Source organism: Bacteroides cellulosilyticus (assembly GCF_020091405.1).
Lineage (GTDB): Bacteria > Bacteroidota > Bacteroidia > Bacteroidales > Bacteroidaceae > Bacteroides.
In genome coordinates, this window is record NZ_CP081903.1 from 6,288,199 (window position 1) to 6,310,161 (window position 21,963).

Here is a 21,963-nt window from a genome sequence, read left to right on the forward strand (position 1 = left end):
AACACGCATGCACTATGAAAAACAACCGGAGAAGATATTACCTGAGTTTGTGGATGATACTATTTGTTGGCATCTTTACAAGTTATGCTCAACAAACTGATACTGTTTATATGAATAATATTGTCAGTTCATTTAAGCAAGTTACTAATTTGCCGCAAGAGAAAGTATATTTGCATACCGATAAACCATATTATTTTGCAGGTGATACAATTTGGTTGAAAGCATATTTGGTGAATGCCATTACCCACTTTTCCGGAAATGGCAGTCACTATGTGTATGTAGAACTTATAAATCGCAAGAATAAAGTTCAGCAACGCATTAAGATTCGGCAACGCGAAGATATTTTCTCAAGTTTTATCCCCCTTCCAAAATTATTGGAGGCTGGTGATTATTATCTCCGTGCATATACCCATTGGATGTTAAACGAAAAATCCGACTTTTATTTTTCCAAAAATCTAAAAGTCTTTGCTTCCCAATCTTCGTTTATGTATCCGGAAATAAGATATGAACAGAAAGGGAAAAAACGTATAGCAACTGTTACCTTCAAAAGACCCGACAATACCGTCTATGCAGGTAATTACGTGCACTATATGGTTCGTACCAAGCCATACGAAAATAAATTCCGTCAGCAACAGACTAACAAGAACGGAGAGATTCAAATAGATATACCTGAAAAAGATAAAATAAAGCAATACATCTATGTTGTATTGGAAGATAAACAGTTAAAGCACAAACACACATTTTATGTTCCGGATGCTTTTGACTACCATGTCGATTTTTTTCCGGAAGGTGGTAGCTTAATTTCGGGATGTACCCAAAAAGTGGGTATAAAAGCTATAGACACAAATGGAAATTCAGTAGAAGTGACAGGTAGTATTTTAAACAGTAAAGGTGATACCACTACTCATTTTAAGAGTGCTTATGCAGGTATCGGCAGTTTTATGCTACCTATTTCAATAGGTGAAAAATATAAAGCAGTCGTTAGTTCTATTACAGGAAATATGAAGAAAGAGTTTTTACTGCCTGATCCGGAGGCTGACAAATTCTCTTTATCCATTACCGAACGTAACGGCATCATACATTACACTGTATTACATTCTCCCCAAGAGAAGTTGCCGGATAATTTATACTTGATAGCCCATGTTCGTGGTTTTCTCCTATTTGTACAGCCCATACAGAAAGGACAAGGAGCGGTTAGTCTGAAATCCATCCCTGAAGGGATATTAACCCTTACTTTATTGGATGGAAATTACGTTCCACACAGTGAACGTCTGGTATTCGTTCGCCAAAATCATTCAACCTGGCAGTTAGCCTCTGATAAGACATCCTATGGTTCGCGTTCACCGATATCTCTTGATATCCACCTCTCCGATCTGTCAGGGCAACCTATAACGGGTGATTTCTCTTTAAGCGTTACAGACAACTATGCCATCAGATGTGATTCTACAGCAGATAATATTCTTTCTAATTTGCTGCTGACATCAGATATAAAAGGATACATCGAAACACCAGGATATTACTTTAAAGATAATTCTCAGCGATTGAAAGCCTGTCTGGATAATTTAATAATGACACAAGGGTGGAGTCGTTTTAATGTAGAAGACATTCTTAAAGAACAGCAAAAGAACCCCAAATACTTTATGGAAATCGGACAAACTATTTCCGGTAAGGTATTAGATATTCGTAATAAGCCACTTTCTGGAAAAACTGTGAATGTCTTCGTCAATAAACGTCCTTATCCCTCAACACAGACAGATAATAACGGAGTGTTTATTGTAGATAAGTTAAGTTTTGCAGATACAGCCAGAGTCGAAGCACAGGTAATAGAAAAAGGAAAATTCTTTCGTGCTAATATCCGGATAGACAGGGATTATTTTCCGGAAGCGGTAAACACCCATCCATACAAGGATGCAAAATATGAGCAACAGAACGAATATATAGAAGAAATGCAATCACCTTTTGTCAGAGAAGATGGAGTCTTGATGCTACGTCTTCCAGAAATCGTGATTAATGCCAGAAGTTTAGTAAAAGATCGTTTTTCTTCCTATAAAATGGATGATGAAGAGATGTTGGCTCAACAAGATGCGTGCACGGCACTCGATTTAGTCAAGAATGTTCCCGGATTCCGAATTATAGATAATCGTCCCTATATAAACCCCAAATACTCCCAACGTCCGGAACATCTGATGTCTAATGATGTAAATAACAGGAATGCATTGCGTCCCAAAGAGAAAATAGATTATGGCCGTACTGCGCGCTTCATGCTGGATAACAAAACGATCAGTTTCAATGCTCTTTCTCTCATCAATGCGGAAGACATCGTAGGAGTACATAAAATTGATCCGGAAGTTGATGCAGCCGTCAATATTACTCAAAATCTGAAATACTTGGAAGCAGCCTATAATGAAGCTTTTGAGAGTGGTGCCACCTTAGAAGAATTGGAAGAACTGGAAGTGGACAGACAACTCCAGAAAATGAAGGATGGTACTCAAAGTATTTCCGGTGGATGTATTGTGTTAACCTCACGTACCGGTAATTTAGAGATACCGCGTACTTCCCAAGGAGACACGGCATTTCTGCTCGGCTTTAATCGGTATAAATCCTTTTATAGCCCTAAATACGTAACAGACGAAGAACGCAAATCACTTGTACCGGATAATCGTACCACTATTTACTGGCAGCCTCAACTCCGGACAGACGAAAGAGGTAATGCCAGTGTACACTTTTACACAGCTGATCGTCCCAGCTATTATACAATTATTATTGAAGGCATAACAGATAAAGGTGTACCTTGTCGCTATGAACATTTATTAAAAAGATAAGCAGCTTATTTTTTATTTTAAATTTGATATCATGAAGCGTATAAAATTATTGTTAGCACTATTTGTATTGGCTATTCTTTTATGTGGAATAAGTTCTTGTTCAAAAGAAGAAAGTGATAAACCGGATACCGAACAGCCCGACCCAGAACCAACTCCTGAACCTACCCCGGACCCAGAACCGGACCCAGACCCGGAACCGGATGACTATAAACTACAGGGAAATATGCAAGCTGCACGACAACTGGTTGGAAAAGATTATTCGGAAATCCATAAGTATATGCGCTCTTATGGATGGGACTATTCTGAACATCCTAATTCATCTGATAAAGATCATAAAGACGGAGTGCATTGCGAAGTTATATATGACGAAGCGATACAGCAATATGTTTTCAAGTTTATCAGCCATGCCAATGCTGATGCCCTTGACGGTGACCGAGGGAAACTGGAAGACCGCCAACGTAATGAAATGAAAACACAAACGACTGCTGCCTGGTATAAATTGAATGGTAACTGGGATGAATGGCAACGCCTTGAATGGAAATTCCGTATTCCGAAAGATTTCAGACCTTCTACAAGTTTCTGTCATATTCACCAATTAAAGGCACAGGAGGGCAATAATGGTTCTCCATTGATAACCATAACTCCCCGCTGCAATAGCAATGGCAGTAACCGTCGTGTACAAGTGATCCATACCGGTGATAATACTGCTACTACTAAAGGAACAATCATAGACAATCTGCCATTGTCTGATTTTGAAGATGAATGGATACAAGTAGAAACAGAGATGCACTTTACGCACGATGGGGCATTCAGTATTAAGATGACACGTATCAGTGATAGTAAAGTATTAGTTGATAAGGCTTTTAGCAATATTGACCTATGGCGGAAGGGAGCGATAAGTATCCGAAATAAATTTGGCATTTATCGTAGCTTTGGAAGAAAGATGGAAAGTACTGATGATCGTCCTACCAATGGAATAAAAGATGAGACTTTGCAACTGGCAGATTTCAAGGTTTATGAGAAAAATACAAATCCCAAGCCTGAAAGCCACGATTAGGGTGATTTATTAAAAGTGTGCGCGAAATTACTGACGACGGGAAAGCATGTCGATACGTAAAACAGATAAGATAAATTGCTAATAAACGGAGGAGGCGGAGGCATAGTCAGATTATTTCCGTATCTCTTTTAAGGAACAATATGTTCACAGGCAAGAAATATTTGTTTCTTGCCTGAGAAATAAACGTTCCTCAGGGGTGGAACGACGACATAGCTTCTTCGTGGAGTCTTATTTATCGCACTTCGCTACAGAACAATCTATAAAAGAAAGCCTTATCGGACAGGGAAGCCTGCACTGGTCAGCGACGCCCAAGGCATAAACGATTGGTTGGCCGTTCCTTCCGGACGGCTTCTTTGAATCATCTTACGAGTGTACGGCATATCCATTCCTTTGCGGTCATGATAATGATGGTAAGCTCGTTCCCAAGCTGGACAGATCTTCTCCCGTTGTTTGGATGAGATCTCAGGTCCATAGACCGACTTTCCACACCAAGTGATATACTGTACATGAGGAACTTTTTCGCCGGACATGTACCGGGCCGTGTACTCAAATCCTTTGTAGAGGCGATTGTCGAACGCTCCATATAAGTCTATATCTTGATTCCAGGCAATTTCGGCGGCACAGGCAAGGAAAGCAAGGCCCATCTGTACATGTTGTTGGTCACGTCCACTCTCCTGGCATTGTCCGCTTTCATAAAAATAATTTTTGATAGCCCCATTCGTATTACCATCGGTAAGCTGCTTACAGGCAGTGTCAAAAATATCCCGTCGGTCAAGGAAAATGCCGATACACATAAGTGTTTGTCCGTTGGCAGCATCCCAGTTACCATTATAGCGAGGCGTCCAGTCCTTTATCACCGGATACCAGACGTTGATGACCATATCCTCAAATGCTTTACGATCTTTGGCATTCCAGCCCTTATAAGTATGTTTTATTATCTCGGCAGCATTGAGATATTTGATTCCTGCCGTACCCACCTTCAATTGACGGTTGTGATTTACGACCGATTCAAGAGTCTGAGCCCAGGCATTGAATATCTCGATAGCCTTCTCCGCATAAGCTTTGTCACCTTCCACATACCATTGCAAAGCCATGGTGTAGGCTGCTGCACCATCACGTACAAACTCTTTTCCTCCATTATCGGGGTTATTATAAGGGCCGTTATCTACAACCTTAAAAGGAGTCGGTTTGTAATTGAGCGAAGCGATTTCCGATGACTTGAGCTGACTCCACGCTTCCTTCCAAGGTGCTTCGCCTGCAAGGACTTTAGCTTTCATGAATTCAAGATCAGAGGTCGTGTGTAACATTCCGGGATGTACGAACTCCTGTCCGAAACAAACAGTACATATTAGCACATACAGGAGTGGAAAAACAGTTCTTTTAGTCATAATCATTAAGAAATTTATTACTGATATTATAATTATATTATTTTCCAACAGTTCTTATCAGAACCTTCCGGCTGTAAGCCTTCTGACCGGCTTCTTGCACACGAACCACGTAAAAATCATCGTTCAATGGCATACTCTCCACCCAATTGCCAGAAGAAGATTTGAGCATCTGCACCATGCTTCCATGAGTCGTGTAAATAGATACCCATGCATCTTTTTGCGATTTTACTCTCACACGATTTGTTTCCACAACAATATGCGGGATATCTTCTCTGCCTGCTTCAGGCATTATCCCCGTAGAGATACCTCTTGCCGCCCTCTGAGCCTCATAGAGTGATGCGGGCTGCAGGCCTTTACGATTCTGCCCTTCTATGTATCCATTGGTATATTCGCTCATATTGTTGCGGTATTTCCGTATTGTTTTAGCCGTGCATCCGATAGCGTAGTTTTGTCCCGTAGGCACTTTATCCAGATAAATGGCACCGTCCTGTACATCACAATTCCAGAATACACTGTTGGTGCCTCCCCATCCGTGGCCGCTTCCCATATTGTCACGCAGATACATACCTATTTTCCCGGCATTCGATTTTATAGTTCCCAATTCCGCCCAGTTATCAAACAGAATCCCCTGCGACCACAACCGGTGTCCCTCAGCTTGTGCAAGGGAAAGTTCCGAACGGAAATTCAACACAACAATTCCGCTGGTAGAGGCACAGCCGTTGGAGATATAATGATGACGTCCGTTGCGGGCATAACAGTCCTTCAGCAAGATGAGTTGTGAACGATGGTAATTCTCAAAGTTGTAATACGTACCGCCTGTGCAAAGTCCGGAGGGATCAATAGCATAGCAATCTTCAATTGTACTCCTCGTGGTTGAAGTCGTTTTAATACCCGCATGAACAAAACCGGACATTGAAACACCTTTCACCCATGAATTTTCCAACGAACTCATATAGATACAATTCTGATCAACGTTAGCCGTGGAATTCTCCGGACTTCTTTCAAAAGAGATGTGCAGATTCTCAATCCCTACATTGTGGCGGATTGTTCCCGGATTTGATATCTTATAGATATATGCCTGTGCATACTGTTTGTCGAGCGCATAAAATACGGGCGCATCCACTTCAATCATATTACCTTCCACTTTGGTGACGTAGCGATGGTAGGACATATCAATATCCTTAGTTTTCCATTTCTTGCTTTCATCTGTGTTGCGCTTTGTATTGCCGCCATACCAGACTGCCTCCAGCCAAGCTGTTGTGGTAGGATATTTTATACAAATCAAGTCGCCCACCCGATAGGCGCTTGCATCTTCCACCTGAAAGGAATAGTCGCCGGGCATCACCTTCTGTGTTACAATATTCACCTGAGCATCCCCTTTCCCATTTCCCCAATTGTGCGCGGAGGAATTTCCCATTAAGATAAGCCGTTTAGCCTTTTCTGCCGCATTTCTACCGTAGAGAACCGTGGAATCATTGTCCGAGAAGCAATTACCTTCGCCACGCAGAATGACTCCGTCGTAAGTCAGGTTTAACGTCCCGTCCACATTATACCGTCCGGCTTTCAGCAATACGACTCCTCTGATACCCTCTGCGTCCAAAGCCTGTTTTCCTACTTCGTCAATGGCTTTCTGTATATGTTGCGTATTATCGGCCTCCTTGTCCTCCAGAGGACTGAGAGTAATGGTGCGTTCCGGTAAACTGACCACAGGAAGGTCTTTTCCATTCCCATATCCGGCCTGGCTGAAATCTGGAATGACAAAGCCATCATTATCTTTCTTATAAGTCAGGCTTCCGGATTCATCCTGAATGACGAGTTGCGATTGCCAACTTTCCTGGGCATTAAGGGAACAGCTGCCTACAAAACATAAGCTCCCGATACATAAAGATACAAGTTGTGATTTCATATGTATTTATTACTTTTTTGTGATATGTAAAGAAAGGGAGATTTCTTCTATTAGTTTTGTAGTGTTATCTCATTTCCTTGCAATATTGTATCGGTCTATTTCATGGTGACATAGATTATAGCATTTCATCGACACAAAGACATACTACGGGCGATTATTCTGACAGGGCTTTAAGGAGAAAACAGTCTTTCAGCCGGACTAACCATCCGTTTTTTCAGAACAGATGGTCTATCTGACCGGAACAGACGGTCTGTTTACCCAAAACAAACCATGTATTTCAGCTAAACATACCATCTTTTCGGGCAAAACTAACATTCTTTTTCGTGATAAGGCTACACCTTATGCCCCAAAAGGTGTAGCTATGTTGCATAAAGGGTGACACCATACGGGATATAAGGTGTAGCCCTTTACTTATCGGGCTATATTCTTTTCTGGTTGCATCGGGAAAGTATTCGGGCGGAGAGTGTTCTTTTTATGCATGAAACGCTCAATGACTATCGTTTTCACTTAAGATATGATAGTCATAGCACCCCTTTTTATTATTTCGTCCCCTTTCCCTTTCTTTCCGCATTTCTTTAATGGAGAATGCTTGCGTTCTTTCTTTTTCCTCCACCGTCGGGCGGAAAGAAAGGAATCTGAGACAATAGGATTATCATTTTGTCAGCCTTGACAAAATGCTCTTTTAGAGGTCGTCATCTGAAAAACCGGTTAGTCATGCGGCTGAGGATTCGGATTGGTATGCGCTTCATAAACCTTGAAATCAGCCAACTGCAGGCTTTCATCTTTAAGTCCGTTATCGGGTCTGTCGGATGCACTTTGCATTTTCCGCCCCAGACTGCGATAAATACCGAATTTATTCCGGATACTTGTCGCCCCCTTCCTCCATAAGTCCACATCAGCGAAAGATTGGTCGGCAAGCACTTTTCCATCGCTGATACGGGTCAGTTTGATGCGGAACGTGCCATGATGGGTATAATGCATTTCTGTCTCCACTTGTATCCATTCATCTTCAAAGTCGGCAAGCGGAAGGTTGTCTATGATAACACCCTTGCCGGACGTTCGTGTGTCGCCTGTATGAATCACTTGTACACGCTTATTCCCTCCGTCTTCATCGCAACGGGTACTGATAGTAATGAGTGGGGCGCCATTGTTGCCTTCTTGTGCCTTCAGTTGGTGAAGATGACAGAACTTGGTGGTGGGTTGGAAACCTTTGGGTATGCGGAATTTCCATTCCAGCCGTTGCCACTCGTTCCAGTTTCCGTTCAGATGATACCAGTCATGGTTTGTCTGGCTTTTCATCTCATTGCGCTGGCGGTCACTTAGCAATCTTCCCCGGTCACTGTCCAGGGCTTCGGCATTGGCATGATTGGTGAATTTGAAAACATATTGCTGCAGGGCCGCATCAAAAAGAACTTCACAATGCACACCGTCGTAATGGTCGTTTTTTGAGATATTGGGATGTTCGGAATAGTCCCAACCCAAGGCACGCATATACTCATGTACAGCCCTGTAATCTTTTCCCGCTAACTCGCGAGAGGCTTGCATACCTCCCTGAAAAGTATAGTCGGAACGGACAGGGGAAGGTAACTGTACGGTAGGCCCATATCCAATGGCTTGCAATGCGGATTCGCCCAAACGTTCCTTCAATTGCGCCAGATAAAGACTTTGAGGGGCAACCGGAGTATCATGCGAATCGAAAATACCTACCGGCAACGTAGGACCGGACTGATTGAAAGGACGACGCAACGGAGTACTTTCTCCTTTACTGCCTATTACCCAGTTATAAGTGCCCGGGGGAATCTGATTTACATAACTCTTCGCCAAGCAATTCCAGGCAACAGACCAGGCTGTGCCCCAACCATGACCGGAACCCATAGAGCCGCGGTTCTTGAAATCAATACCTCCGCCCGGCAAATTACAATTATCAAGCAATAAACCTGTACTCCAGCGTTGATGTCCTTCTATACGGCCATTCCCTTTGAAGTTGCAATTAAGGAATACAATAGGCCCTGTTTGCCCGGCGCCAAGTGCCACAAACCAGATATTATCTCCCTCTACCGAACAACGGTCAATCAGAATCTGTCCTCCGTTCGGTGCAAACTCCGCCGGTTTGGAAGCTCCCTGGTGCAAAGCCCTTCTGATTACATTAATCTGTTGCAAAGTGATGCGTCGCCCGCCTACACCTATGCTCTCCATGGTTTCCAATGCATTGATGTCCTTTGCCCAACAGTCTTCTCCGTTGATTCTTAGTGCATAATATAATGCTTTCCCGTGATTGACCGCTTGTGCGGGCGACTCGATACGCAGATTCTCCACACCGCACTGACGGAGGCGTTGTACGTTATTGGCCACTACCAATGTAGTATTGTCATCGGTGAATTTCGCATCGTAAGAGTCTACCAGCGGGACACTCAGCACAATTGTATTTCCTTCAATACCTGCAATGGTCCGTTCGGCAATCAGTTGCCGTCCTGCCTTTATCCAAGTTTGAGGTTTCCCGTCACGAACCAAATCATTCATCTTCATATATTTGATCCATTTCTCGGTTACGGGTTTGCGTATTTCTATATTGTCACCGACGGAAAGTCCGGAAACATCAGCTACCGTCAAACGATATGAACCGGCAGGGATGTACTTGTCGATCACCTTTATGCTTTTTTCATTTGGAGAAGTTTCGCCTAAACGATTGCCTGCACGTTGGCGGATGCCATTATTCACCACGATTGCCGTATGTTTGTCTCCGGTCATGACGATAACGCTTCCACTCGGATCACTCCCGCTGCCGCGCAATACGACGCCATCTGCCATTATCTGAAGGGAACGGTTGCATGCGTAACGTCCCGGTGCCAGCAGAACTGCACCCCGAAAGCCATCGGCATCTTTGGGGAGTGCGGAAACCATATCAATGGCTTTTTGAATATAATCCGTGCAATCTTCGTTTTCTCCTAAAGGATGTACGGTCAGTTTTGCCGGAACGTATGGCAAGGTTACACCACCGCCCTTATATCCGGCATGTGAAAAGTCGATAATCCGGTCACCTCTCTTAGTGGCTTTATACACTAACTTTCCGTTAGCATCTCGATAAACCCACTGGCTTTTGCCCGTCGGTTCCTGTCCCATAATGGATAGGGGGAAAAGAAGGCATAATAGATAATAAATGTTCTTCATTCTTTGTCTTATTTTCAGGTTTACACTTTGTATTCCAACAATAGACAAAAGTAGGCAAAGGCAATAAATAGCATTATAACTAATGTCTCAAATTCTATAACTAATATCTATTAATTGATTTATTTGAGAGAATAAAGTATCCATTCAGGGATTTTCATGGCAGAAGAGTTAGCGAAGGATTATTTTATCCGTATGATGATAACGCCGTTCGCTCCTTTCATACCATACTCAGAACCATCTTTTTTTATTTCGACTTCTCGTATATCTTCTACTGACACTGCGTTATTAGCTTCTTCCAATGAATTATATTCGGTTCCGCCTACAATGAATAGCGGTTCGGTACTGAGAGCAAAAGATGAACTTCCCCGTATTGAGGCCTTCATTTGTCCATCAGAATAATTAATCTGCAATCCGGCAATATTACCTCGCAGCAAATCTATTAAATTGTTGACGTCTAATTGCCGGATTCTCTCATAAGTGATAATATTGCTGTTATAGGTTTGTTCCGGTATTTCCTGATACATGCAGGTTATTGTTTTTTCATTCGTGGCATAGCGCAATGAATTCTTTCCCAGATGTATGGTATAGGTTGGAATTCCCGACATAGGCACATAAGCCACTAACTTCCTGTTAGGATATACCAACAGTGTATCGCCTGTTTTTACATTATCCAGTTCAAATGTACCTTTTGATGAAGTGGAAAGCATCTTCATGCGCCCCTTTACACGCATTTTTATCTTCTTGGCCGGTTTACCCTTTTCATTCAGGATAACTCCTGCCACATTGTCCTGTGCTGTTCCCACTAGTGAAATCAGAATAGCTGATAATAAAATCAGAATACGATGTTTCATATCTTTATAATATTAATAAAAGGAGAGAATATTCAAACACAATATGTATGTCCAATATTCTCTCCTTTTTCGATGAATGAGATTGATTATTTATCTTTCACGAGGTTCGGCTGTGCAGATTGTACCATTATCAAATACAAATAGATTATCGGCAAAAATAACGACTTTGTTGTCCAATCCGAAACCAGAACGAGATACATAATATTGATCCTGCACACTGGCTAATGCACTGCTCTCAAAATATTTCTTGCCATCATAGTAAACAATGAATTTCTTATTTGCATCGATTGATACCGCAATAGTTTTGAAAGCATCCTTTTTAAACTTAAAGTTTGCCGTATCCGTACCTTCATCTATTGTAATATCTTCCGTCTTTCCTGTTGTCACATTGGTTGTGGTATAAGTTGCTTTCCATGCTCCTGTTTTGGGGTAGGTTGTAAAGCATGCCTTAGTTACATAAAACGTGGCATTATTGATACGGGCAAATTCAATACGGATCTCTGCAAAATTATTATCTGAAGGACAAGCATTTACTGCATAGTCCACTTGTGTGGAGAAAGGAACAGATACATTATCCCAGCTACGGGCAAAACGTCCGTCAGCTTTAGTGGAAGTTAATTTAACTGCACCATTCGTTCCCTTATTAGCGTCAAATGCTACTGTCATAGATGCATTAGACCAGCCTTCATTATAATAAGGAGTCTCAAAGTTAGAGTAAAACAGTTCATCCAGTACAGTCATTTTGGAACGACGGGTTTCTTTCTTACCACCACATTTTACCGTGCACCAAATTTCATAAGTTCCGGCTTCATTCGGAGCTTTCCATACATTCTCAAATAGTCCTTGAGGATTTGTCATGCTTCCACCATCGCATCCCCATTCATAACTAACATCTGTATCATCACTGAGTTCGGCAGAAACAAATACTTTCACCACATCATTACGGCAAAACTTTGTGCCGAAAGTGTTCAATGAAACAATATTTACACTGTCATCGTCTGAACAGGAAGTGAAGATCACACATATTAATATAGCAATATTGAATACTAGTTTTTTCATACGTTTCTATATTATTAATTTATTCTTGACCCAAAAAATATCTCGATGGGCGAGGTTGCCACCAGTCAGATACATGGATATAACCATCACGTGCATGAATGTTAGTGGTGCGGCAACTACCGGAAGATGCAGCTAACAATCCTCTAAAATTCCATTCAAAATTATTCAATTGAAGCGGCAGGTTACGGTCATGTCCGGCCTTGACACACATTACTGCAGTATCTCCTTGAAGTGTCTGACCATCTTTGTTGTAGGAAAAGCTACCTTCTCCATAAGTCCCGATCCAACGGTCCGAAGAATCTATATTAAAATATGACCATTCTCCTCTTACAATATGATAAGTCAGCAATTCTTTTACCACTTTCTTGTCATATTGCTCCCACGCAGTAGCAGCTGCGGCTTCCGTAGCTCCTGGAAGCATCACCGGATTTTTCTTCCAAAAACAGTTATCCCCACTGCTAAGAGCGCTATTGGTCAGCAATATATGCGTATTTCCTGCTTCTTTATACAAGTCTTCAATTCCTGCATACTGAATACCTTCAATTAAAGAACTGAATATATCAGGACGGCTCTGGATAAATTCCCAGATTGTCATATTTACCTTATTATCCGCTTTTTTTGCTTCATATTCCTCGTTGCTTTGAAAATCAAGGTCAAACAAGGTGCATGAACTCAGTGAAATGCAAAATAAGGCCAGACTTATAAAATATCTATAGATTTTCATATTCATTATTGTTTAAAACATTATTGTTATTCTTCATAAGGTTTGTTCTGTTGTCCTCTCATAGATGGGTTCTTACGGAATACATCCTGATTCAGAGGCCACAAAATTCTGCCGTAACCGCCAATCTGATTAGCTTCTTTCTCAGCACCAATAACAAAACCTTCCGGAATTCTCTGATCACCCAAGTCTTCATTCTGCAAATATGGATCTAAATATTCTTTTACCATATCATTGCGTACCAAATCAAACCAACGTTTACCTTCTGCCCAAAGCTCAATGGTACGTTCATCAATAATCAACTTAATCAAATCTTTCTCGGTTGGGTAATCCTCTAAAACTGCAATATTTTCCCAACCTGCACGTTCACGTATTTGATTGACGATATTAATCGCGCCTTGATAATCTTTATGCGTACCTAATACTAAAGCTTCAGCTTTTAGCAACAAGATATCTGCTAAGCGATAAATTGGCATATGGGTAGAACATGATCCGTTAGCAACATAGGAATATCCGGGCCTGCCATCATTAGCAGTTGCTCCGTATTCTGTGAATTTCGGACATTTAATTTGGAAATTAGCGGCATTACCATAATCACCGTTCATTGCTTTTTCATACGATTCGTCTATCATCTCGTCAGGAGTAATGAAATAGCTGATAGCAAATGTATCCATAATCATAGTGACGCGGTTATCTTCTCTCTTACGGGATACCAATTCCTTATAATATGCCTTTGTCGGATGATATCGGATCGTGTTTGAACCTGACGCAAGTTCCTGAGCATATCCAAAGCCGTTGCTATCTTCTTCATAGTTCCAGAAAAGATTGAATATCATTTCTTTAGAACTTGATGGATTCAAAAACATACTGGAATAGGTAGATGCCGGTTCAAGACTATATTTATAGTTTGTCAGTAAGTCATTAGCTGCTACGAGCGCTTTGTCATATTCCTTATACCACATTAATACATCTACACGCAATGCCATAATAGCTCCGCGATTTAAATAGTACTTACTGGCACTGGACATATCTGTAGAAGCACCAATATGTTCTAATGCTTTCTCTATATCTTCCAGAATAAAAGCTTTCAATTCTTCTACAGAAGTTCTTCCATAATATCGTTCCTGCGAAGAGACATCTTCCATGGGTTCAGTGATTTTAGGTACACCGCCCCATACACGTATAGCATAAAAATACATCAATGCACGCATTGCATAAGCCTGACCTAAATATGGAGCAGATACAGAACTGCCTATAGGGCTGGTGGGAATATGCTTAATAGCCGCATTCGCACGATAAATAGTTTTATAAAGGTCACTCCAACTGGAAGAGCCCGACTGAGAGTTCAAACCATTGTATAGTAAGTTACGGTCGTAAGCCGTTCCACGTTCTGCATACACACCGGAACGAAGTTCGCCCCAATAGAACCAGTTTGTACGTAAGGTAGATTGCAGACCGTCATACATACCTGCATTCCAGGTTTTCAAATCCTGTTCTGAAGTCCAGAAAGTCTCGCCCGACAGCGAACTTTCGGGTTGTCTGTCTAAGAAGTTCTCACAAGAAGTGAGCAGCAGACTGACACCAGCGATCAGTAAATATTTTAATCTTTTCATAAGTTGTTACAAGTTAAAAGTTAACATTTAGTCCGAAACCAATTTCTCTTGCGGTAGGATATCGTCCGTTATCAATACCCGGACGCAGCACATTGCTATTGGAAATACTTGACGGATCAAATCCTTTGTATTTTGTCCAAGTAAGAAGGTTGTTTCCATATACATACAACTGAAGATCGGAGATATGGAACCGTTTGATAAGATTACGGTCAACCCTATAAGCTAAACGAGTATTTGTAAGGCGAATATAGTCGCCATCTTCCAGGAAGAAAGAAGAAAGTTCACGCGCATTGTTTACACCAGTTGTTGCTTTGGCACTACTATAAACTTCTGTTATTTGTCCCTGATATTTCCACAAACGATAACAGTCTCTTGCTAATGGAGTCATATTCGATGATGAATTTTGTAACAGGTCACGGCGTTGTTTATTATAAATCTTGTTACCGAAACTTCCATAAAACGAGAAGGATAATGAAAAATTCTTGTAATTCAAATAGTTAGTCCATCCCATATACCATGTAGGCATGCCATTACCCAAGATACGTCTGTCCGAATCACCAATTACACCATCATGATCCAAATCATCCCAGATTATATCACCACCTTTGCTCACTGAACCGGCGGTAGTCATTTGACCTACATCACCTGTATATTTCTGACCACCTTTTGTCTCATAGTGTAAGAAAATGGGTTTACCGTTAGAACCATAAATATAGTTATTATAGTTATTCGGATCTCTTTGATACACAGGAACCAAACGATCACCAAACGAACCGTCGCTATTCTTGATATATGCATTTGCTTCATCTGTGGCATAAATGCCCAAAGCTTTTTGTCCAAACCATTGTCCCAAAGGCGAACCTTCTTCAATTAAGTATTTACCATCTTCCACAAAACTCTTGCCTTCCGATAGCTTTAATACTTTATTCTTGTTTTTAGTATAGGTAAGAGTGGTCTGCCATGAAAAATCACGAAGCTGAACAGGAGTTGCATTTATTGTCAGCTCAATACCTTTATTCTCAATATTACCCATATTGACACGCATACTACTAACACCTAATTCTGAAGGGATAACTTCATCGGCCAACAAATCTTTAGTCTTCTTGATATAATATTCCGCTACTAAAGAAACTCGTCCGTCAAGTAATGTCACATCCAAACCAATGTTAGTTTGTTCTGTTGACTCCCAACTTAAATCAAGGTTAGCCAACTTATCCGTTTGGGTAACTCCGATGACGCCATTATAATATGAACCAATATTATATTGGTTAATTGATTCATAGTTACCTACGCGTTCATTACCATTTGTACCCCAACTGAGTCTGAATTTAGCATCAGTCAGTACAGGCTTTGCCCAGTCAAAGAAAAATTCATCAGAAGCGCGCCATGCAATAGATGCAGACGGGAATAGTCCCCAACGGTTACCAACGAAACGTGAAGAACCATCATAACGAAGATTTGACGTAAATATATATTTCCCTTTATAACTATAGTTTACACGTCCGAAGAAAGATGCCATAGCATGACTTTCATAAGTGGTCTTAGTTTTTGTCAGGTCTTTCACTTGCTGAGCGTTAGAAGTTAGGATCGATTCTGATACATAATCGCTACCTTCTAAGTGGAATGTCTCATCACGCCAATCCTCGACACTGGTACCGAACATAGCGCCTACTGAATGATCTTTGAAATCTCTGGCAAAGTTAATGTAGGTTTCCGCAGATAATTTACGAGGGATTTTTGCATCATTAGAACCGGAACTGATACCTGAAGAAACCAAATCTCCACGGATTAACTGGTCATTACGGTTAACTTTCAATTCTCCCTGTACATTGGCAGACCAGATTAAGCCTTTCATAAGCTGAAATTCTGCTCCCTGATACAAAGAAACTGAATAAGAAACACTTTTATTAACACGTTCATATGCATCAGCTATCGGATTGAACTGCCCACCATTATTATATACATAAGATCCATCAGGGAAGTAAAGTGCCATTTGTGGCGGACGACGTAATGCCTGATTAATTACACCACCAGTATTGATGTTATTCTTATCCGTATAAGCCACATTAAAGCGGCTCATTAATTTGAAACGATCCGACACAGCGAAATCAACGTTAGTTCTAGAAGTTATACGATTCAAATAACTATTTAGTACAATACCTTGTTCGTTCAAATAACCAATACTTGTATAATAACTCATTTTATTCTTTGCACCACTGATATTAATATCAACTTGGTTAGAATGAGCCATACGAGTAATCAAATCCTGATAGTCGTTATCAGCCATGAAGTTAGGATGCAAAGAGTCATTACTGGTTTTCCATAAAGAAGTTCCTGCATTACCGGCTCTTTCTTTCAAATAACGTTCAAATGCATTTGCCTGATCAATCTTATGTCCTAACTTCTTCATTGAGTGGTTGTACTTCACTGAAATTCTAGCAGGAGCACCTTCTTTACCACGTTTAGTACTGATGATAATTACACCAGCAGCCGAACGTGAACCATAAATAGCGGCTGAAGCAGCATCTTTCAAAATTTCCATGCTTTCAATGTCGGCAGGATTGATAGTAGAAATATTATCTACTGCCACACCGTCTACAATGTATAACGGAGTAACACCTGATCCCATAGTAGAAGCACCACGAATCAGCATAGTACCTGTATCCCCAGGAGCACCTGAGTTATTGGAAATCTGCAGACCGGATACTTCCCCCTGTAATGCTTGAAAGATATCAGTCGGTTGGCGTTCTTCAATCGTTTTGGCATTTACAGTGGAGATAGCACCTGTCAAATCTCTCTTCTTTACCGTACCGTAACCTATGACTACAACTTCATCCAATGCTTGGGCGTCTTCCGTCAGTACTATATTCATTTTAGTACCCATTGCTACCTGCGTTGCATCCTTATAGCCAATATAGCTAAATTTCAATGTAGCACCTTTGTTACATTTAATAGAGAAGTTACCATCAATATCAGTAATTGTCCCATTACTACCTTTCATAACGGAAACCGTTACTCCAATTAGAGGTTCCCCATTTTGATCGACAACCGTACCAGTTGTTGTTATTTCCTGAGCATATAGATTAAAACTCATAGAAAATGCAAACAGAACGAGGAGAAACCGCCATAACAGCGATTTCGATTTGTGTTCTTTCTTTTTCATTAAACTACTTTTTAAATTAGACTTAAATTAACAAGGGATTTCACCTAAGATTCTTTTTGAGTTGTTCATGATTTGATTGTTTTTACATAATATCAATACATCATTTTAAAGTTAAACATCATTGTTTTCCATACCGCAAACAAACAACAATTTCCTCAAACAAGATTTAAAGATTGTATCAAATACTATCAATTATATCTCAAAGTGTTATAGACTGTAAACGAAAGAAGAAATAACAATCTAGAAACCAATACATTACCAACAATCACGATTTTACAACACCAAATTACAAGCTAATTCCGGCTTATTTAGTCAATATTCGCAAGTCCATATTCTTATGACGAGCCATTAATTGTGCTATATAAAGTGAACGGGGGAAAACATTCTTCTCATTCTGTCCTTCCCAAACACCATCCGGACGATCAATAAAAACTCCCGGATATTTTTCACCCTTCATACCAAAACTATAATTATATCCTGATGTCCAGGGGCTCTGTACAGCAGCACGCTTCACACGACAGTTCCAAAGTACCTGAGTTACTCCGGCCCAGCCATGTCCACTTCCCATTTTACCACGATCCTGCACATTGATTTCTCCATCGGTAATCACATTATCATAAAGGGTTCCAACTGCCCAGCGATGGTGAGGACCTATATCCGCATAAGTTTGCGAAGCCGTACAATTATAAAATACATTGGGACCACATACACGTGCACCCGTCACATAGTCATGACGCCCCTCTGTACTCTGACAGTTCATAAACAGATTTTGCTGTCCCCAATTATTAAAAGAATATCGCAGTCCACCGGTTATCAGAGATTTTGTTTCCAGGCAGCGGCAATCCGTCACAGTTACATTCTTCGCATTGCGTTCACAACTTACCGCTGAATACCCGAAATAGCGACAAGTTAGATTACGCGCCCAGCAGTTTTCCACTTTATCGAACTGAACGCCAATCCAACCATGCTCGTTATCCTCATAATGTTCAAATTCAGATTCCAAACACATATTCGTCACCCCGACTTCACTGATACGACTGTCAAATGTATACTTAAAAACTTCACCACCACCATATTTCTCTTCCATTTGCATTACTACCGGATTATCAATATAAATACGGTTACCTTCTACTTTTATAATTTCACGTTCGAAAGAAAGATTATACTCCCGTGCAGTCCATTGGCGGGTTCCCTGGCGTTCAACGATTTGATCCATCTTAATATCATGTATCCAATTCTCCGTTCCCGGGCGATAAACAATGATACGATCACCCACTTTAAAATTTGTAGCAGAAGAAACCTGAAAAGAGTGTGTTCCCACCGGTACAAAAGCATCCGTAATCTTCACCCTTGTTCCGGATACTTCCTCCATTCTACCATTACCAGATACTTCTATCAATGAAAAACGCTGCTTACCGATAGCCAATAGACGGGTTTCATTCACATTATCTCCTTCTCCGGTCAAAATAACTCCACTTGCATTTATATGAATCGTTCCATGAACATGATATACTCCCCGTTTTAGCAGAACCGTTCCACGGTGTCCGTCTTTATCCGGTTGCATACGAGACACTTCATCTATTGCATTCTGAATTCTCTGACGGCTATCCCCTTTTCCCACAGGATATACAGTTTTTGTTACCGGATAATCAGGAATTGATTTATCACCATGATGATAACCAACCCGACTAAAATCCGGTATCGTATTTCCCTGTTTATCGGGATAATAAGCTAACTCCCCTTTCGGAGTAATTTTCACATAGCTGGATTGCCAGCCCGGAGGTAATTTGGTCTGGGCAGATACACTTACACAAAGTGTTATCGCCAATATACCTCCCACAAGTTTCTTTACACGATTCATTCTATTCTCAATTATTAGTTTGTATATAAATTCAGTTCAATCTTCTCACCCGCCACAGTCGGTATTTGCAGATATTCTCCATAAAGTATGTCCGATTTTCCATTTTCCCGGATAACTTGCACAGGGCATCCTTTCCATGGATTTTCTATTTTACAGACACGCCCTTTCTCACTAATCAGGGTTACTTTCCGAATTAATCCTTTCTTCAAAGTAGAAGTAACTAGAAACGCACCATAAGCTCTCAGATTTTCAAAAGATGCATCCTTCTTATGATTCCAATTTGGAAAAACACGAATAACGCCTTCATAACTTTGTAGCAGCATTTCATTAATAGTAAGGGGAACAGCTGCTAAAGTTTCAATGCCTCCCCCACCTTGCACAATCCAGGAATTGGGATATACATCCATCTCAATCCGCTTCTTCAAATGAGATAGAATCTTATCCGAGGGATACCCCACACGCACAGCTCCGGGATAGCAGGTTTCAATTCCATTGTTAGATGTATTTCCCCAATCATTCGGATCACGTTGTTTATCTGACCAATGCGCCACATCTTCCAGCAAGATAGTATTGAAAGCCGCATCTGTCATGGGTCCCACAACACCTGCAGGGAGAATCAAGCCATGAATAGACACCCTGTTCAGCCCCGATGGACGTACTTCTTTATCCTGAGGTCCCTTCTCCATATTCTTCAAACTTTGACGTCCGCCTTCTGTAATTCCCAATGGGTATTCACTCAGTTTCTCCAAAATATCCTGCCAGCGGGATTGCCGTATCTTGTCAATGGAAAGGAAATCACTCATATCCATCACACCCTGAAACAGCATACGAACCAAACCCAACGAAAGAGTTGAATTAAAATCACCTAACCGATTACGCCAGACACCTCCATTGCGTTTATTAGGCATCACCTCGTTGAAATGATCCATACGAATGACATAACGTCCATTCTCTAGAGAGAGATAATCTTCCCAAAAATCCGCACAGGCCAGAAGATACGGATATACTTTACGGGCATACGCCTCATCATACGTACTGTAATATCGCATCAACATATTTCCAACACTAAACACCGCATTGATTTTCTGTCCCAAAAACTTATAACCGCCATCAATTGTATTTTCACGGGTCGAATACTTTTCCTGCATTTCTTCAGGAGTTAACGGCCACATAGCTGTACATAAACCTTTAGGACCGATACCTACCGGATAATAAATACCTTTGCAATTCAGCAATTCCTGCGCATGCTTCCGTCCAGCCTCCATATAATCTAATAGAGGCTGATCAAAATTATCCGTCAGACTAATATGATTGGAAGAAAATGACGCCCAGTAAGGTGCCTGATAATTGTAATTCAGATGATAATCACCTCCCCATGCCGCTTCGTCACGCGTAACAAATGGTCCCCAGATACCAGGCGCAAACTTACCCTCACGGGAAGAACAAGCAAACAAATATTGCGATTGATAGTAATACTTTTCAAAATAACTATCATCTATATTAATATGAGACTGTTTCCAAAAATGATTCCACCAGGAATGATGTTCTTTCCGTAATTGCTCGACACCCGCTTCCGTTACTTTCTCTGCTTCTGTAATAGCTTTGTTTTTCCAATCCGGTGTATCATGATTCGTATAAACAGATATAACCAATTGTACTTTCTTACCTGGAATCAAGGAAAACTCATCAGAACTTGAGTTTAGAGCCAATGCCACATGAGTAGACCAACGCAGCAATTCCGTATTTTCAAAGGAACGACTTACCCACATTACTTTATCTTTGCCTCCCGCCGTAGTCGAAGTATTACTTTCCGCAGCCCATAGACGCAAATGGGCAGTAACGGCTTTGTCCGATTGCAATTCTATAATAATCTTATTATCCGTTGCAGCAACCCATGCAGACAAATTCAACTGACAATGAGGAGTTGTGAATTTAGTTCTGATTTCAGCAGATCCGGGCAATTGTTCCGCATAGTAAGTAGCTCCTTGCAGTTCTTTTATCTCTATATTCAGTCCACCCGGAAGCGCAATTCCTCCCGGATAAACAGGATAAGCCCTCCAAAAATCATTTTTACCAATATAAAAACAGAGTTTATCAGGAGTACCTCCCATTGTGATACCGATATCTCCATTACCGGCTAAAGGAGCATCCGGAGTTTTGGTAGTGGGAACATGCTGTGGGGATGAGGTAAAGACAGCTTTATAGTTATCAATGGCAAACTGAGCCTTCACCCCAATAGTGCTCAGCAATGCTACGCCCAAAATAAAAGCCTTGTGTGTATTCATAGTCTATAATCATTTATCTAAAAACAAAAATAGACGTATCTTACCAACAAGGCTTGCAATATTATTTCA

Annotated in this window: 12 protein-coding genes; 2 read left to right on the plus strand and 10 right to left on the minus strand. The window is 41.0% G+C overall.

Annotated features, from left to right (window positions below; genetic code table 11):
* The first annotated feature begins 14 nt into the window (after positions 1 to 14).
* Together K6V21_RS24215 and K6V21_RS24220 are read left to right on the plus strand one after the other, a co-directional pair.
* Positions 15 to 2,822, plus strand: a complete 2,808-nt coding sequence (locus K6V21_RS24215; protein WP_224320151.1) for a hypothetical protein — start codon at positions 15 to 17, stop codon at positions 2,820 to 2,822.
* 31 nt (positions 2,823 to 2,853) lie between these two features.
* Entirely contained in the window at positions 2,854 to 3,879 is a 1,026-nt protein-coding gene (locus tag K6V21_RS24220; protein ID WP_224320152.1) for a hypothetical protein, read from the plus strand.
* Between the two features lie 272 nt (positions 3,880 to 4,151).
* Here K6V21_RS24220 and K6V21_RS24225 read toward each other — a convergent pair whose 3' ends face one another.
* The 10 genes from K6V21_RS24225 to K6V21_RS24270 form a co-directional block, all read right to left on the minus strand.
* Entirely contained in the window at positions 4,152 to 5,267 is a 1,116-nt protein-coding gene (locus K6V21_RS24225; protein ID WP_224320153.1) for an alginate lyase family protein, read from the minus strand.
* A 37-nt stretch (positions 5,268 to 5,304) separates the two neighbouring features.
* Positions 5,305 to 7,173 carry a hypothetical protein gene (locus tag K6V21_RS24230; RefSeq protein ID WP_224320154.1) on the minus strand — a complete coding sequence of 623 codons (1,869 nt, stop codon included), beginning with the start codon at positions 7,171 to 7,173 and terminating at the stop codon, positions 5,305 to 5,307.
* Between the two features lie 708 nt (positions 7,174 to 7,881).
* A complete protein-coding gene (locus tag K6V21_RS24235; protein ID WP_224320155.1) occupies positions 7,882 to 10,341 on the minus strand; it encodes a hypothetical protein in 2,460 nt (819 codons plus the stop codon).
* Positions 10,342 to 10,520: 179 nt separating this feature from the next.
* On the minus strand, positions 10,521 to 11,192 hold the full coding sequence (locus K6V21_RS24240; RefSeq protein WP_224320156.1) for a TonB-dependent receptor plug domain-containing protein: 672 nt from the start codon (positions 11,190 to 11,192) through the stop codon (positions 10,521 to 10,523).
* 90 nt (positions 11,193 to 11,282) lie between these two features.
* The gene (locus tag K6V21_RS24245; protein WP_224320157.1) at positions 11,283 to 12,251 is read right to left on the minus strand and encodes a hypothetical protein; all 969 of its coding nucleotides are present in this window, start codon (positions 12,249 to 12,251) and stop codon (positions 11,283 to 11,285) included.
* A 19-nt stretch (positions 12,252 to 12,270) separates the two neighbouring features.
* On the minus strand, positions 12,271 to 12,975 hold the full coding sequence (locus K6V21_RS24250) for a hypothetical protein (RefSeq protein WP_224320158.1): 705 nt from the start codon (positions 12,973 to 12,975) through the stop codon (positions 12,271 to 12,273).
* A gap of 26 nt (positions 12,976 to 13,001) precedes the next feature.
* Complete coding sequence (locus tag K6V21_RS24255; protein ID WP_224320159.1) at positions 13,002 to 14,585, minus strand: RagB/SusD family nutrient uptake outer membrane protein; 1,584 nt, start codon at positions 14,583 to 14,585, stop codon at positions 13,002 to 13,004.
* Positions 14,586 to 14,598: 13 nt separating this feature from the next.
* Positions 14,599 to 17,748 carry a SusC/RagA family TonB-linked outer membrane protein gene (locus tag K6V21_RS24260; RefSeq protein ID WP_224320160.1) on the minus strand — a complete coding sequence of 1,050 codons (3,150 nt, stop codon included), beginning with the start codon at positions 17,746 to 17,748 and terminating at the stop codon, positions 14,599 to 14,601.
* A 304-nt stretch (positions 17,749 to 18,052) separates the two neighbouring features.
* Complete coding sequence (locus tag K6V21_RS24265; RefSeq protein WP_224320161.1) at positions 18,053 to 19,609, minus strand: hypothetical protein; 1,557 nt, start codon at positions 19,607 to 19,609, stop codon at positions 18,053 to 18,055.
* A 14-nt stretch (positions 19,610 to 19,623) separates the two neighbouring features.
* Entirely contained in the window at positions 19,624 to 21,894 is a 2,271-nt protein-coding gene (locus K6V21_RS24270; protein ID WP_217714702.1) for a glycosyl hydrolase family 95 catalytic domain-containing protein, read from the minus strand.
* Between the last annotated feature and the right edge of the window lie 69 nt (positions 21,895 to 21,963).

Coding starts and splice junctions, on each gene's coding strand:
- K6V21_RS24215 (WP_224320151.1), top strand. CDS start 15: ATGAAAAACAACCGGAGAAGATATTACCTGAGTTTGTGGATGATACTA.
- K6V21_RS24220 (WP_224320152.1), top strand. CDS start 2,854: ATGAAGCGTATAAAATTATTGTTAGCACTATTTGTATTGGCTATTCTT.
- K6V21_RS24225 (WP_224320153.1), bottom strand. CDS start 5,267: ATGACTAAAAGAACTGTTTTTCCACTCCTGTATGTGCTAATATGTACT.
- K6V21_RS24230 (WP_224320154.1), bottom strand. CDS start 7,173: ATGAAATCACAACTTGTATCTTTATGTATCGGGAGCTTATGTTTTGTA.
- K6V21_RS24235 (WP_224320155.1), bottom strand. CDS start 10,341: ATGAAGAACATTTATTATCTATTATGCCTTCTTTTCCCCCTATCCATT.
- K6V21_RS24240 (WP_224320156.1), bottom strand. CDS start 11,192: ATGAAACATCGTATTCTGATTTTATTATCAGCTATTCTGATTTCACTA.
- K6V21_RS24245 (WP_224320157.1), bottom strand. CDS start 12,251: ATGAAAAAACTAGTATTCAATATTGCTATATTAATATGTGTGATCTTC.
- K6V21_RS24250 (WP_224320158.1), bottom strand. CDS start 12,975: ATGAAAATCTATAGATATTTTATAAGTCTGGCCTTATTTTGCATTTCA.
- K6V21_RS24255 (WP_224320159.1), bottom strand. CDS start 14,585: ATGAAAAGATTAAAATATTTACTGATCGCTGGTGTCAGTCTGCTGCTC.
- K6V21_RS24260 (WP_224320160.1), bottom strand. CDS start 17,748: ATGAAAAAGAAAGAACACAAATCGAAATCGCTGTTATGGCGGTTTCTC.
- K6V21_RS24265 (WP_224320161.1), bottom strand. CDS start 19,609: ATGAATCGTGTAAAGAAACTTGTGGGAGGTATATTGGCGATAACACTT.
- K6V21_RS24270 (WP_217714702.1), bottom strand. CDS start 21,894: ATGAATACACACAAGGCTTTTATTTTGGGCGTAGCATTGCTGAGCACT.